A 13,815-nucleotide genomic window follows, 5' to 3' on the forward strand; every position below is an offset into this window, starting at 1 on the left:
GCCCCTTCGAGATCTTCATCAACTCGAAGAACATGGACCACTTCCAGTGGATCGTCGCGCTCACCCGCATCCTCTCCGCCGTCTTCCGCAAAGGCGGCGACGTCACCTTCATCGTCGAAGAGCTCAAGGCCGTATTCGACCCGCGCGGCGGCTACTTCAAGGCCGGCGGCGTGTACATGCCCAGCATCGTCGCCGAGATCGGCGCGGTGATCGAGCAGCACATGAAGAACATCGGCCTCATCCACGACCCCGAGATGAGTGATGCCCAGCGTGCGCTGATCGCCGAGAAGCGCGCCGCTTACGAAAACGCCACTCAAAAAAAAACTGACCTGAGCGTGGTCAGTCCCACGGATGCTGATACCAACGACTCAGCCGGCTTCCCGCCGGGGGCTACGTTGTGTGCGAAGTGCAATACGAAGGCGTTGGTGCTGATGGATGGGTGTCAGACTTGTTTGAATTGTGGGTATTCGAAGTGCGGATAAAAGACGAGTAAATATCATCTATAGGGGATGCGCATGGAAGAACAGGGGGCGCAAGTGGGCGGTGACTCATCGAGAGATCCCGCCTCAATCGCTGGTGGTGCAAGTTCGTCTGTATACGCTGGACAGAGAGTCATAGTTCAGATTCCTGCATCAAATGAAAAACCTTTGTCGAATTATGAATACGTATTCGACTTATTTATTGCACTGGGAACGTTTGTCGTTGCGCTTCTAGCCGTATTCGGAGATAGGTTGCGTGCTTATTTGGCGCGTCCAAAATTGCACATCACAACCACTGCATCCCTTCCCCACGTGGAACTCACTTCTGAACGTGTATCTTCGGAATCGAGTGAAATTTCGGTCAAAGATCAACTACACCTTCGGATATGTATTACGAACAGAGGTAGATCCATCGCTAAGGCGAGCAGGGTCGTCGTAGATTGTGTTTACAAAACTAGGGATGGTGATCCCGAGTTACACAAAGATGAAATTTTGCCAAGAGTAATTCCTTGGCCGGATGATGATAGGCCAATAGATTTGGTTCCAAATTTTCCTTATTTCCTAGAAGTAGCTTGTGTGAAAAGCGAGCAAGCAGAAGGTGTCAGTAAAGATGCGCAGACAATCTCTGTTGATAGGCACTGTCTTCATCTTAGTTTTTTGAGAGGCTCTCAGTCGCAGTCTAAAGGCGAGTATATGAAAGTTGGCCTCGGGAGAGTGGTTCTCCCTATTACTATATTTTCAGAGAATATTCGCCGGCCAATTAAATACTATGTTTCAATCTATTGGGCAGGAAGCTCTGCTAAAGACTACGGTAATAATTCGAAGTTCGACTTCGCCGTCTTAACCGTTTCTGAGGCTAAGGAAAAATTTAAGGAAGTAACATGAAACTAATGTTGATAGATTACGATCTCAAAGCGCCTGGAAGAAATTACAATGCATTGCAGGAGGCTATTAAGGCCTCGCCTGGCTGGTGGCACTATATGGAATCGAATTGGGTGGTCGCGACCAACGAAACTGTGCGGGATCTACAGTCTAAATTAAATGCATTAATCGACGCCAATGACAGATTGTTAATTGTTGATATTAGTAATTGCGAGGTCGGAGGGTGGCTGCCTCGTGATGCATGGGATTGGCTGAAAAAAAATGGTGCCAGATAACGTTTGCGAAGACGGTTCCAAAGAAGGTTTCCGCAAATATAGGGGTCAGGTTGAGTTATTGGTAGCAAGTCTGTTCCCATGAGTGGCTGGCCGCATCAACGTAGTCTGGATTTCAGAATAAATCTTTAGGGAAAGAAGGTTTGCAAATGCACAAGCACGCGCACGGCCATAGGCCATTCAAGCAGCAAAAGAAAGGTTGGGAAGCCAAAGACACATCTGTCGCTCCCATTTCTGTTCAAGACGCACTTCGCAAAGCCATGGTGCTGGAAGCCGTCCCTGTTACAAGCTTCGACGACTTGTTGTGGATCATGGCGCAGGAATCCAGCGGCGTCGTGGACGCGCGAAATCCGGCTTCCACAGCGCGCGGCTTATATCAACTGCTTCGCCCGCAATACGGACTCAATCCCCATGGCGAAAAGTCATTCGGGAATGCGGTCGAGGAATGCCAGGGCGGTATCCGCTACATCATGGGTAGATACCACACGGCGAGTCTGGCGCGGGCATTCTGGGAAAAACATCATTGGTACTAAAAAATGAAGCGTATTCTTATCGCTGTCCTCAGCATGATGGTTTTCTGTCACGGGTTGGCATTCGCCGGTGAATCGGCCCCAATATTTGGTGACTTCCCCGCACAGCCGTTCAAAGGTCGGCCTGCGAAGCTGCAAATCGTTTCCGCCAAAGACCGCGAATACGCCACACGCCTGCGCCAACTAAGCGGGCGTAAGCCCAACTTCGGCGGGCATTACACGCTGGTCAGCTGGGGCTGTGGTGCCTCTTGTGTCATGGGTGCGGCGATCGATGCGCAAAGCGGCAAAGTGGTCTGGCTTCCTTTCACCATCTGTTGCTGGGATTTCAACGTGAGCGAGCCCTTGGAGTTCCATCGCGACAGTCGCTTGCTTATCGCCCACGGCAGCCGTAACGAAAGTGGCGGCGGCGACTATTACTATCAGATCGAACCATCTGGCTTCGTGCTCGTGAAAGCCTACGAGAAGGAACAGAAGTAGATATCAATCAGGGGCGTCAGACCTTATGAAGCAAGCTCCACCAGGATATGAAAAACGGTTCCAGGCTCACTTCGGAAGCGGGCGCGAAAATCCAAGTCGGCCGGGCTCGCTTCTGAAGCATATGCGGGGCAGGGCAGCATGGGTCGGGTTACTCTTGTAACAATTCCAGCTCTAATTTGGGGCTCAAGTAGATCAACTTGTTGCCATCTACCGAAGTAGATTCGGCAGCAAAAACGCAGGGAGGAGCCATGGGATCAGGGCAATATTTGGTGCGAATAGAGGCTTCGATGAAGATTGACATCGACCTCTATCGAGGTGGCAATGCTACGTCGCCGCGATTCGATAACGTCCGGGACAAGGACATCATCAAAGTCAAAGACCCGCAGTCTGGCCTTATCAAGGTCAAGGGTATGTCCGGTGGCATATCGACGTTCACCGCTCCGCGCCCAGAGCCAAATTGGTGGTGGATCAAGGCGGGAACTATAGTTCCGCATGGATTGGTGGTGACCCGCGACACAACGAATCCAAAAACAGGCATAACGCACTACACCATTCGACCTTCGGAAGATATGTTGCTGACGGCGTATACCGAGCAGCTATGCAGCCTGTTGGATGTATCCAAGCTGCCTATCGAAGAAGCCATTGCTCGTGGCGGTCGCTGGATAAACTGCTGAGGAAAAAGATATGGAATGGGCTGAGATCAACTGCATCATCGAAGCGCTCGAAGCGTTGATAGAAAAGTACAACACGCTCCTTGAAAGCGGCGCGCAGAACGAAGACGACAAATCTGATACCAGCAATGACCTAGCGTATGCAGAGATACTTCTTGGTAAGTATGAAGCTATGCGGGAAAAGGCAGCACAAGGCTGAGAGTGGGGCTTCAACGTGAGCGAACCCTTGGAGTTCCATCGCGACAGTCCCTTGCTTATCGTCCACGGCAGTCGCAATTAAATTGGCGGCGGCAACTATTGGTATCAATCGGCCGTCCGGCTTCGTGCTCGTGAAAGCCTACGAGAAGGAACAGAAGTAGATATTCTGTCAGGGGGATTTTATGAATTGCTTCAACCATCCAGGCACGGTGGCTCTGGGGAATTGCAAAGCATGCGCCAAAGGTCTTTGCCATGAGTGCATCGTCGACCTGGGGCATGGCCTGTCGTGCAAAGGTGAGCATGAGGCAACTGTGCAGCTCTATCACGACATGCTCAAGCGGAATCAGCGAATTGTTGCCGCTGCCCCGAAAAACATCTTGATAGCGCCGATTTTTTACGCCTTCATGGGAGCGGTGTTTATAGCCTGGGGGCTTTCGTCGCCAAGCGGAGTGCTGGATTTCACGGTCCTCCTTGGCGTTGGATTTCTCGTCTTTGCCTTTGCTTGTTATCGACAGTCCCGGAAGGCGATTGCTCGTCGTACATAAATTAGCAAAGGGGGAGTTATGGAAGACGATCTCGTACGACGCTTCACGCAAATGTCGGATGACGAATTACAGCAATATGCCGCTTCAGTGAAGCTCGACGGGTCCGCGCTCGGCATGTTGACGGCGGAGTTGAGCCGAAGGGATTTGCTACCCGTTGGCGCAACCGATGCTTTCCGCGGCGGAAACGAAACTGGTGGAATCTCGCCTGCCTATCGGCAGCTCGTGCGCGGCCTTTCACCGCTCAATGCGCAAATTCTGCTTGGTCGCCTGCATGCCGAAAGCGTTGACGCGCACCTGTCCGGCGCGAATGTCGTGCACGTCGATCCATTGTGGTTCTATGCCCTGGGCGGCGTTCGCATCTTCGTGCGCAGGGAGCATCTGGCCGTCGCATTCGAAGTGCTTAACGCAACCTGGAAAGGAGACTATGAGGTAGCGGAGCAGGAAGACGAAGTGACCCCAGATAGTGGCAGCCTCAGCCGTAAACGCCTGCTAGGCCGGAGGATCGTGTTGGGTGTGGCTTTGTCAATTGGTGGGTTATCGCTCGCAGCTCTGTGGTGGCCGTCGTGCAGGCAATTCTTCCATCCCACTGTACCGGTGCCCCGCATCAGTGTTTTGGGGAGAGGACTGGCTAGCCTGCTTCTGTTGGCCTATGTTGGCTTCTGGTTGCTTTTTGTTGAAGGCGTGATTAGACGTCAGAAAGGGGCGTAATGCTATGACCTCGGCAACCAAGAGCTGGTTGCTTAAGACACTGGGCGCTGCGGTCCTCGCCGCCGTTTTCTACTTTGCACTCCCGGCGGCTCTCATCCATTGGCGTCTCGATCGCCTGATTTTTTCCTCCCAGTCGCACGACACTACCCACGAATCGCAGCGCTACCGCATCGCCGTAGGCAACGACGCCAACATTGCCGTCCGCCGATACAACGGTAGCGGCAGCGCATGCATTTTCTTCTTTCCCGGCCAGCATGGCGGTATCGGCACCTACGAGCGCACGCTCTTTCCCTACCTGCGCACGAGCGGAGCGGCAGTTTTCGCAGTTTCCTATCCGGGCCAGGACGGTTCTGGCGGCCAAGCACGCCTCGCATTGCTTTTTGATCAAGTCGAAAACGCAGTCAGGGCCGTCGCTCACACCGCAAACTGCGACCTCAGCCAAAGCGTTTTCATTGGCCGGTCACTTGGCGCAACCGTTGCACTGCTGGAAGCGGAGCGGATCCGGCCCGCAGGTGTCGTAGTTGATGGCCTGGGCGCCAGTCTCGCCGTGGTTATTCGTGCGTGGATCGCTCGTCATCCGCTGGCACGTGGCTGGCAGCTGTTACCCATCCAGCGGCTTTTGGGCGGACACCTCTATCCCGTGTCTCTTGTGCTTGCGCGCCTGACCGATATTCCCATCGCCGTGTTCCAGGGAACTGCTGATGACGTCACGCCCTTTTCCGAGGCGCAGGCGGTTGTACAAGGGCATGCAAACGTCACGTTCTACCCGGTGCAGGGTGGCCGCCACGATAACAGCTACCTGTTGGCGCGACCGCAATATCTGCAGGTCTTGCACGCGATGACACGGACTCAACACGAAGGCGTCGTGCGACGTTGATCCATGCCCCGCAAGAAACGACATGCCATGCGATGGCGCAATGGGCACGCTTGATCGACTCAGCCGGCAGTCTTGCGCGGGTCAATCACATGCACCGTCTGCAACCTCATGGCGCCGCGGTGCGCCTCACGCTGTAGGTTTTCCCCAAGGCATTCCATCACTCGCTTCTGACAGACGCCAAGCTCGCTTTTGTGCGAAGGTGCGGCTGTCGGGCGTGTGCATCCGTGTGATGACCGCGACACGCCCGACATGAAGTGAAGTAGCGCGGATCACCTGGGCTGGACCCCAGGCAATCCGCTGGCCACCACAAACTTACCAGGAGTCAATGATGGTTAGATCGAATCATACGGCACCCGCACACTCACGTGCCCCCGCCATGGTGCTTTTTCCCTACTTCACCGCCGCGCGGGCCGCGCGACGTCGAGCCCAAGTGGGCACTCGCCGAACCGGAAGCAGCTGATTCCGATAAAGCGAGCAGGATTTTTTCCTGAGAGCCCTTCACGCCGCGCGCAATACGCGGCGTGACCTAAGCGTATGGAGATTGCTATGGATGACATGCAAGGCGGCCACTGCGGGCCGCAGCTTTATCTATTGTCCGAAGCCGGCTACGAAAGCCTCAGAGACCTGCAAGCCATGTTGACCGTGATGGCGCAGATTGCCTACTGCGCAGACAGCGACGATGGCAGCACCGCGTTGGTTCTTGGCCGCGCCGAACTCAGCTTTGTGTTCGAAGCGATCAACGGCCGTATCGACGACGTACTCAACCGCCTCGGCGAGGAAAACGGTATCGGTTCGCGCCGTCCCGTGTGGCAGTAGGTATCAAGCCCGCTGGGCTCGCGCCAGGCGATGGGCCACATCGCCGTCACGCATGCGTTTCGCGTCGCGCGAGAAGGCAGGGTTTCCCCGCATCCGTGCACTCCTCTTATCGTTTACTGGTGCGCCTCGAAATATGCCGCATGGGCCATGTCTTCCAGCAGCGTCGGTTGCTCCGGTTTCCAACCCAGCAAACTGCGCGAGCGCGGGCTGGAGCTGGGGCAGTCGATGCCTGCGAAACGCGTGAACCAGCTGAAGTGCTCGGCCGCCTTCTCTCCGGATAGCGAGACCACCGGTATATCCAGGCCACGGCCGATGGCTTCGGCAATCTGCTTGAGTGTTACGCCTTCTTCGGTGATGGCGTGGAATGGCCCGTGGGCGGCCTCGTTTTCCAATGCCAGGCGATACAGATGTGCCGCATCAAGACGGTGCACGGTCGGCCAGCGATTGCGGCCCTCATCCACATAGGCCGAGATGCCCGTTTGCCGTGCAAAGTGCACCAGCCGCGGCACAAAACCGTTGTCGCCGATGCCGTGCACGGTTGGCGCAAGGCGCACCGCAGCCACGCGCACGCCGCGTGCTGCAAAGGCGAAGGCGGTGGTTTCCGGGGCGCGCGGGAACGAAGCGAGTGGGGGAGGTGAGGCATCGTCTTCACTCGTCACTCGACCCGGTGCAAGCAAGGCGACGCCCGACGTCACCACGAACGGGCGATGCGAACCTTCCAGTTTGCTGCCGATGGCCTCGATGGCGCGTCGCTCCTGTTCGGAGCTTTCGACGATTTTGCTGAAATCGTGATGGAACGCAGTGTGGATGACGCCATCCGCTTGCACGGCGGCTTGTTGCAGCGTGGCCAGGTCGTCAAGGGTGCCATGCAGCACCTCGGCACCGAGTTCGGCGACCTTCTTTGCACCGGCTTCCGATCGCACCAGCCCCAGCACATGGTGTCCCGACGACAACAGCTCCTTGACGACGGCCGAACCGACCCAACCGCTTGCGCCTGTCACAAATACACGCATGAAACATGACCTCCGCATTGAACTGGCGCTAACATCGCGCCTGGATCCATCGTGGAAAAGTAGTGACCTTATCGTGTGATAGTGACTACCAGGATGAGCGAAGAAGCACGCCCCAACCCGCTAGGGATTTACCTGAAAGACCGCCGCAGCAAGCTGGATCCGGCGGCGCTCGGCTTTGTCTCCAAACGTCGCCGCACACCGGGCCTGCGAAGGGAAGAAGTCGCGCAACGCGCCAACATCAGCACCGCGTGGTACACGTGGCTGGAGCAAGGCCGTGGCGGCGCGCCTTCGGCGGAAGTGCTCGAACGCATTGCCGAAGCCTTGATGTTGACGCAGATCGAGCGCGAACACGTTTTTATGCTCGGCCTGGGCCGCCCGCCGGAAGTGCGTTATGAGCCGCACGATGCGATTACACCGCGCTTGCAGCGCGTGCTCGACCGGCTCAACCCGAGTCCGGCGCTTATTCGCACCGCCACCTGGGACGTCGTGGCGTGGAACAAGGCGGCCACCGTGCTGCTGGTCGACTATGGCTCGCTGGCGCCCGAAGACCGCAATGTGTTGAAGCACATCTTCCTCAATCCACGCGTGCGCGCATCGCAACACGATTGGGAAAGCGTGGCGCGCTATGTCGTCGGTTCATTCCGCGCGGACGTTGTGCGCGCCGGTGCGGCGTCGGCCGTTGCCGATCTGGTCGACGAACTGTGCCGCCGCAGCCCAGACTTCGAACGCATGTGGCGCGACACGCATGTTCACGCCCAGCAGGAACGGGTCAAGCACATCAATCATCCCGTGCTCGGGCCTTTCGGCTTCGAACACTCGGCCTTTGCCGTGGATGGGCGCCCGGACCTGACGATGATCGTGTACAACCCCGTAAGCGATGCGGACCTCGACAAGATCGTGAGCGCCCTTGCCGCGGCTTGACGGCCACACGCGCGGATTGCCCCCACGTTCGTGCTGTTTAGGAAAAGTCCCGATTCATTCCGATTGCAGCGGCGCGCGCGTGGCTGGATAAAAATCCCAGCGTAGGAATTCGCGCGAGCGCTGGAATTTCATCTCCGCCTGCGCGGTTCGATCAGGGGTAAACCAGGACACCCTTAGGTGCAATGGCGCTCACTTAGGCGGGACGCTTTGATGTTCGCGAAGAACAGTTCCCTTCCCTGCATGCAGGGGAGGGGCAGGGGCGAGGTATCCCTCCATTTTCGCTCGTCATTCCGGCGAAAGCCCACTGCTTTCCGGGAAATTTTTCGCTGTTCTTGCGGGAGAGCTAAAACGACGTCATTCCAGCGAAAGCTGGAATCCAGCGACTTGAAAATCTGCAAAGGCACTGGATTCCAGCTTTCGCTGGAATGACGGACTGATGGCACTGAATTTCCATGGAAAATTTTCGATGCGGGGTGCTATGCCCGCGCATTTCTGAAGAACTTCATTTCCCCCCGGACAGCAATGGGCGAAGGCCGGAACCCAGTCTAAGTAACATCGTGCGCAGCACACATTATTTTTTTAATGCGGCGTGCTTCGCACATCATATTTCACTGGATTCCGGCCTTCGCCGGAATGACGAGCAAAAACGTGGGGATACCTCAGCCCCAACCCTCACTGCTGCCGCAGGGGAGGGAGCGGATCACTGCGAGCGTGACGTTTCGTGGATTAAATCGGAGCATCCTTAGGTGCTCGCGCTGCTTGCCACGATTGCAGGTAAGCTTTCACCCAAAGGAATGATCGGAGCAGGGGGAAATCATGAAGAAGACGGTATTTGCGCTCGCCCTTGCAGCTTTGTCGACAAGCTGCATGGCAGGAAATGTCTTGAATGTCCAAACGCCTGCCGTTTTGCCGGAAAGCACGTCCATTCCCGGTGGCATCAAGGCGCAATGCAAGGTGCCGCAATTGGTCGCGGATCAGGTCTTTGCATCGGTCAGTAAAGTCTATGACCGCACCCGGCAGGTGGACGGTAGCGTGCACCCGGCTGATGGGCTGCTATTGAAAACCACCATCACCTCGGTGTGGGGCGCTTCGGTCGGCGGCGGCTGGACCGGCCCCAGGCACCTGTCGGTCACGCTGGACCTGATCAAGGACGGCAAGGTGCTGCAGACAACCACATCGAAGCGTACGTCGAACGGTGGCGTATGGGGACCGTTTAAAAGTACTTGCGGCATCATGAATCGCCTCGCCAAGGAGGTCGGTGAGGATGCGGCGGATTGGATAAAAGATAATCTGGCTGCAGTTACAAACAATTGAAGATGCAAGCGATCTTCTTTTCTAAATCTCGACAAACGGCATGCCACGTTTGCGGCGATAGGCTTGATGAAAACCCGCCGTATGGTGAAGTTGATCGACGCTGGTAAGACTTTCATCCGAGCTGATGCGGCCAAGGAAAAACGTGTGTATGCCGATCTCCTGGCTATGCACGATGCTCAGTTCCCGCACGCGCGGTGCCTGGGCAACCACCGGGATGGCAAATTCCCGTGATGGGCGGACGGGAAACGAAAGCGTGCTCCAATCTTGTAGCGGCGTCTTGTGATGCTCCGCGAGCTTGTAGACCGTCGCCTTCATGGTTGCGGGAATGGCGGAAAAGGCGACCTGGCGCGCATCGCGCATGACCGCCTGCGAAACGTTGGTACTGCGTAGTGCGAGCGAAAAAAGGCCGCTGCGCTCAAGTGGGCCGATCAAGTCCATGGGGAAGATGTTTCGATGATCGGGCGTATCGACGGAGACCAGGACGACCGGCCGCGGATAGAGATACGCGATCATCAGCTGTTGTGCCGCGGCCGGTGCCATGTTCAGGTGGTTCGACCGGCTATTTCTAATCATGCTTCGATTTTGCAGCCAGGCGTTCCAGGAACGTCGAGGCCATCCAAGGCAGTGATGTTCGCCGGCTAGGACGCTGTACAACGTGACGGATGATTGTTCCGTCGCGATCGAGCCTGTTTTTGTCAGGTGCAACACGCCAAGGGTTTTCCCCATGGCGCTATCGCTGTATTCGAGCAAGGCATGGCCGCCGGTATCGATGCTGCTCGCGATGGTGAGTGGATTGAGCGAGGCCACGGTGTGGTCCGCTGTGACATCCGCCACATTGCCGTTCCAGCGCAAGGTTGCGCTAATCAGTTGCGACGGAGGATTAATCGCCACCGGAGACCACTGCGGCAGCGGACGTACGAATGGTCTCAGCCAATCCTTCAACATGTCAGTGCCGCCGGAACAGCAAAAACATATAAAGATTGGCAGCCAATCCAAGGCCACGCGGAGTGACCTGCTCCAGCTTGAAGTGAGGTGCCGCGGCTTGGGCCACGACTTGCGGCGTGAAGCGATGAATGCGGCTTTCACTGGCAATGCCGTAGCGCCCGTGCCGTACAAGATTGACCAGGTTCTTTCGCCACCAGCCGTAACGCGCATCGCCCAGGTAATAAGGGCTGAGCATGCTGGCCAATACGAAACCGCCCTTGTGGACGACACCCGCCAACTCTTCAAATAGCGCGGTGTGATCTTCAAAGTGATTGAGTACGGCGAAGTTCGCCGTCACTCCCGCTACCTTGCAGGCCAGCGGTGAGGCCAGCGGAACAACGCGCGCCCCGGCAATTTCGTCGCGGCAATGTTGCAACAAGTGTCCGCGCATCGCCTCCGACGGTTCGTAGACGAAGGTACGGTGTCCGCTGGTGGCAAACACTCGCGCATCGATGCCGGTCCCGGCGCCGAAATCGAGCACGTCGGCACCTTCGGGCAGCAGATCCAGCGCGATCTTCTGGAACTGGCTGCGTACCATCCGGTCTCGCGGCGAGCTCTGGATAATCTGGTGGTACTGCTCTCCGGTATGCATGCCGTCGATGACCTTGATGACAAGTTGTTCTTGATGGAATGACTGACAGCCCAAGTCTGCCTGTGGGGTTGGCGCTGATAGGGTCCTTCGCCGGTGAGTGCCGGTTCTGTCCGGCGGGGTTGCACGGGGGTGGTAGCGGTGCAACCAGATAGGCACGGAAAGCACTCACGCGCCTATGAGGCTATATGACAGGTGGGCGTCGAATGCCGGGATTGCCACCCCAGCCTACGCGGTCAGCCTGGTTTCTTGGGTTTGCGCTTGCCCGTGTCGGCGCGGCTGCCGCCACCCGCGGACGGCTCTCGCACGCCCGCGCCCAGATACCCCACCAGCTTCTGCCGCAGCTGGTTGATATCCCCCAGCCGCTCCATCACGTCCTCGCCGGTCTCCTGCACGAACGATGTGGCCAGCAGGCTGAACAGGGTGATGTAGGCGCTGTAGCTGTGCCACACCCAGCTGGGCGGGATCATCAGCACGTGCGGGGTGAGGTCGCGTGCCCAGTAGCAGTCGGTGTCGGTGATCATCACCAGCGGGATGCCGCGTGTGGCGACTTCCTCGGCGATCACGCGGAATTGCTTGAAGTAGCGGCGCATGTCGATCAGCACCACGCAGCTGTTGCGCGTGGTGTCGAGCAGCATGTCGATATAGGCGCCGTCGATGCCCGAGTGGAACGACACGTGCGGCCTGAGTTGTTCTAGGGTCTTGGTAAGCCCTTCGCCGAGGAAGGCGGCGTGCTGGAAGCTGGCGACGGAAACGCGGTCGGCGGTCATCAGCAGTTTCAGCACGGATTTCCATTCCTTGCTGCCGACCAATGCATGTACCTCGGTGAGCGCACGGATTTCCGCTTGCAGGTGCGCAGCCACCGTGTCGGTGTCCTTGGGTTGTTCCGGTTCCTTGTACAGATGGCGCCAGCTGCCGTCGCCGCGCAGTTCTTCCTTCAATTCGTTGAGGCCGTCGTAGCCCAGCGTGCGCAGGAAGCGGCCGACCGTCATGGGGCTCACGCCGACGCGCTTGCTCAGCGATGCGGCGGTTTCGAACGGCAGGTCGCGGATGTGGTGCAGCAGGTAATGGGCGATCTTCTGCTCGGACGCGGTGAAGCTGTCCCAGCGATCCTTGAGCAGTTGTTGCAGGTCCTTGGGTGTCGTCATCGGGTTACCGGGAAAGCATGGCGGCCAGGCCTGCATTCTCGCGCTTTTCCACCTGTCCCATGCGCACGCCGACCACATACAGCAGCAACGCGGCCACACCGGCCACGCCGCCGATCAGCATGAAGAACCAGCCGTGCGACAGCGGACTCCACAAGGTGCCCAGCGCGCCGGCCAGCAGGTTGCCGAAGAAGCCGGCGAAGAACCAGATGGCGATGCAGGTGGCGCGAAAACCTTCCGGCGCCATGCGCCCGAACAGGCCAAGGCCCACCGGCAGGATGTACAGCTCGCCCAGCGTCATCAACACGAACCAGCCGGTAAGCCAGCCCCAATGGGCGCGCGTGCCGTGGGCCTCGGCCCAGGCGGATACCGCGGCCAGCAACACATAGGAGAGCCCCACCACCGCCGCGCCGAACGCCATCTTGTGCAGCCAGGGTGTTTCGATGCCGCGCCTGGCCAGGCGCGCCCAGCGTGCCAGCAGCAAAGGCGTTGCCGTGAATACCACGAACGAATCGAGCGACTGGAACCACGTCATGGGAATGCTCCAGTTGGCGGTGACGTGGCGATCCACGCCTTCGTCCGCCCATAGCGCGATGGTGTTGCCGACCTGTTCGTAGGCACCGCGAAACACCACGATGATGGCCGCCACGCCGATCAGGAATGCCAGCCGGCGCCATGCCGACGGATCGAGCGGCGGCCGTGCCGGCTGGTTGGTGTCGGCGCGCTGGGTTTCGCGCGGCAGGTGATGCTGGCCGGCCAGGTAAATCACCAGCGAGGCCAGCATGCCGATGCCCGCCGCCGCAAAGCCCCAATGCCAGCCATAGGCTTCGCCCAGGCTGCCGCAGATCAATGGCGCGATGAAGGCGCCGATATTCACGCCCACGTAGTACACGTTGTACGCGCTCTTGCTGCGCGGATCGCCTTGGCGATACAGGCCTTCGATCTGGCTGGCAAGGCTGGGCAGAAACAAGCCGTTGCCCAGCGCGATGGTGGCCAGCGCGGGATAGAACAGCGGCTCGGAGGCCATCATGAAATGCCCCAGCGCCATCGTCGCCCCGCCGATGATCACCGCCTTGCGCTTGCCCAGCCAGCGGTCTGCGACGATGCCGCCGAATACCGGCGTGAAGTACACGAATGCCGCGTAGACGCCGTAGATCAGCGAGGCGTATTCCTGGCGGATGTCCAGGTGCATGGTCATGTAATAGACCAGCAGCGCGCGCATGCCGAAGAAGGAGAACATCTCCCACATTTCGGTGAGGAACAGGATGGTGAGGCCGGGCGGGTGGCCGAACCAGTTGCGTTCGCGCGGGTTGTTGGTGGACGCCATGCGCTTTTCTTCCTACGAATTCACTGCGAACTGAAGGTTTCCGATTGCCGGAAACTCTCTTGCGCGT

The 13,815-nt window shown here is 58.0% G+C and carries 17 protein-coding genes and 1 pseudogene; 13 read left to right on the forward strand and 5 right to left on the reverse strand.

The genetic code is table 11. The annotated features are described in order from the left end of the window. From V7M64_RS08745 to V7M64_RS08795, 11 genes and pseudogenes are all read left to right on the forward strand, one after another. Nucleotides 1–482: pseudogene (locus tag V7M64_RS08745) on the forward strand (NrdJb); the annotation flags it as partial. 33 nt (nucleotides 483–515) lie between these two features. Beyond that, the gene (locus V7M64_RS08750; RefSeq protein WP_333678624.1) at nucleotides 516–1,364 is read left to right on the forward strand and encodes a hypothetical protein; all 849 of its coding nucleotides are present in this window, start codon (nucleotides 516–518) and stop codon (nucleotides 1,362–1,364) included. Further along, nucleotides 1,361–1,636 (forward strand): hypothetical protein, encoded by a 276-nt coding sequence (locus V7M64_RS08755; RefSeq protein ID WP_333678626.1) that lies wholly within the window; start codon nucleotides 1,361–1,363, stop codon nucleotides 1,634–1,636. Before V7M64_RS08750 ends, V7M64_RS08755 begins: the two co-directional genes overlap by 4 nt. Before the next feature lie 146 nt (nucleotides 1,637–1,782). Next, nucleotides 1,783–2,166 (forward strand): hypothetical protein, encoded by a 384-nt coding sequence (locus tag V7M64_RS08760; protein ID WP_333678627.1) that lies wholly within the window; start codon nucleotides 1,783–1,785, stop codon nucleotides 2,164–2,166. Between the two features lie 3 nt (nucleotides 2,167–2,169). After that, nucleotides 2,170–2,640, forward strand: a complete 471-nt coding sequence (locus V7M64_RS08765; protein ID WP_333678628.1) for a hypothetical protein — start codon at nucleotides 2,170–2,172, stop codon at nucleotides 2,638–2,640. A gap of 287 nt (nucleotides 2,641–2,927) precedes the next feature. After that, nucleotides 2,928–3,314 carry a hypothetical protein gene (locus V7M64_RS08770; RefSeq protein WP_333678630.1) on the forward strand — a complete coding sequence of 129 codons (387 nt, stop codon included), beginning with the start codon at nucleotides 2,928–2,930 and terminating at the stop codon, nucleotides 3,312–3,314. 10 nt (nucleotides 3,315–3,324) lie between these two features. Further along, on the forward strand, nucleotides 3,325–3,510 hold the full coding sequence (locus tag V7M64_RS08775; RefSeq protein ID WP_333678632.1) for a hypothetical protein: 186 nt from the start codon (nucleotides 3,325–3,327) through the stop codon (nucleotides 3,508–3,510). A 181-nt stretch (nucleotides 3,511–3,691) separates the two neighbouring features. Continuing rightward, nucleotides 3,692–4,054, forward strand: a complete 363-nt coding sequence (locus V7M64_RS08780) for a hypothetical protein (RefSeq protein ID WP_333678633.1) — start codon at nucleotides 3,692–3,694, stop codon at nucleotides 4,052–4,054. Between the two features lie 18 nt (nucleotides 4,055–4,072). Beyond that, the gene (locus V7M64_RS08785) at nucleotides 4,073–4,762 is read left to right on the forward strand and encodes a hypothetical protein (RefSeq protein WP_333678634.1); all 690 of its coding nucleotides are present in this window, start codon (nucleotides 4,073–4,075) and stop codon (nucleotides 4,760–4,762) included. A gap of 4 nt (nucleotides 4,763–4,766) precedes the next feature. Then, nucleotides 4,767–5,639 (forward strand): hypothetical protein, encoded by an 873-nt coding sequence (locus V7M64_RS08790; protein WP_333678635.1) that lies wholly within the window; start codon nucleotides 4,767–4,769, stop codon nucleotides 5,637–5,639. Between the two features lie 546 nt (nucleotides 5,640–6,185). After that, nucleotides 6,186–6,455, forward strand: coding sequence for a hypothetical protein (locus V7M64_RS08795; RefSeq protein ID WP_333678636.1), 270 nt, complete (start codon nucleotides 6,186–6,188; stop codon nucleotides 6,453–6,455). A gap of 113 nt (nucleotides 6,456–6,568) precedes the next feature. On the opposite strand, the gene V7M64_RS08800 is transcribed toward V7M64_RS08795, so the two are convergent. Next, nucleotides 6,569–7,468 (reverse strand): SDR family oxidoreductase, encoded by a 900-nt coding sequence (locus V7M64_RS08800; protein ID WP_333678637.1) that lies wholly within the window; start codon nucleotides 7,466–7,468, stop codon nucleotides 6,569–6,571. A gap of 93 nt (nucleotides 7,469–7,561) precedes the next feature. Between V7M64_RS08800 and V7M64_RS08805 the strand changes: the two genes are divergently transcribed. Both V7M64_RS08805 and V7M64_RS08810 read left to right on the forward strand, forming a co-directional pair. Continuing rightward, nucleotides 7,562–8,389: a helix-turn-helix transcriptional regulator gene (locus V7M64_RS08805; RefSeq protein WP_333678638.1), complete on the forward strand. Its 828-nt coding sequence runs from the start codon at nucleotides 7,562–7,564 to the stop codon at nucleotides 8,387–8,389. Between the two features lie 816 nt (nucleotides 8,390–9,205). Then, entirely contained in the window at nucleotides 9,206–9,703 is a 498-nt protein-coding gene (locus tag V7M64_RS08810) for a hypothetical protein (protein ID WP_333678639.1), read from the forward strand. A 21-nt stretch (nucleotides 9,704–9,724) separates the two neighbouring features. Here V7M64_RS08810 and V7M64_RS08815 read toward each other — a convergent pair whose 3' ends face one another. The 4 genes from V7M64_RS08815 to V7M64_RS08830 all read right to left on the reverse strand — a co-directional run bounded on the left by V7M64_RS08815 (nucleotide 9,725) and on the right by V7M64_RS08830 (nucleotide 13,748). Continuing rightward, a complete protein-coding gene (locus V7M64_RS08815; RefSeq protein ID WP_333678641.1) occupies nucleotides 9,725–10,648 on the reverse strand; it encodes a hypothetical protein in 924 nt (307 codons plus the stop codon). 1 nt (nucleotide 10,649) lies between these two features. Then, nucleotides 10,650–11,435, reverse strand: coding sequence for a methyltransferase domain-containing protein (locus V7M64_RS08820; protein ID WP_333678642.1), 786 nt, complete (start codon nucleotides 11,433–11,435; stop codon nucleotides 10,650–10,652). 77 nt (nucleotides 11,436–11,512) lie between these two features. Beyond that, nucleotides 11,513–12,424: a MurR/RpiR family transcriptional regulator gene (locus V7M64_RS08825; protein ID WP_333678643.1), complete on the reverse strand. Its 912-nt coding sequence runs from the start codon at nucleotides 12,422–12,424 to the stop codon at nucleotides 11,513–11,515. A 4-nt stretch (nucleotides 12,425–12,428) separates the two neighbouring features. Continuing rightward, complete coding sequence (locus V7M64_RS08830; protein ID WP_333678644.1) at nucleotides 12,429–13,748, reverse strand: peptide MFS transporter; 1,320 nt, start codon at nucleotides 13,746–13,748, stop codon at nucleotides 12,429–12,431. Between the last annotated feature and the right edge of the window lie 67 nt (nucleotides 13,749–13,815).

Origin of the sequence: Dyella sp. (genome assembly GCF_036746095.1) — a bacterium.
Lineage (GTDB): Bacteria > Pseudomonadota > Gammaproteobacteria > Xanthomonadales > Rhodanobacteraceae > Dyella_B.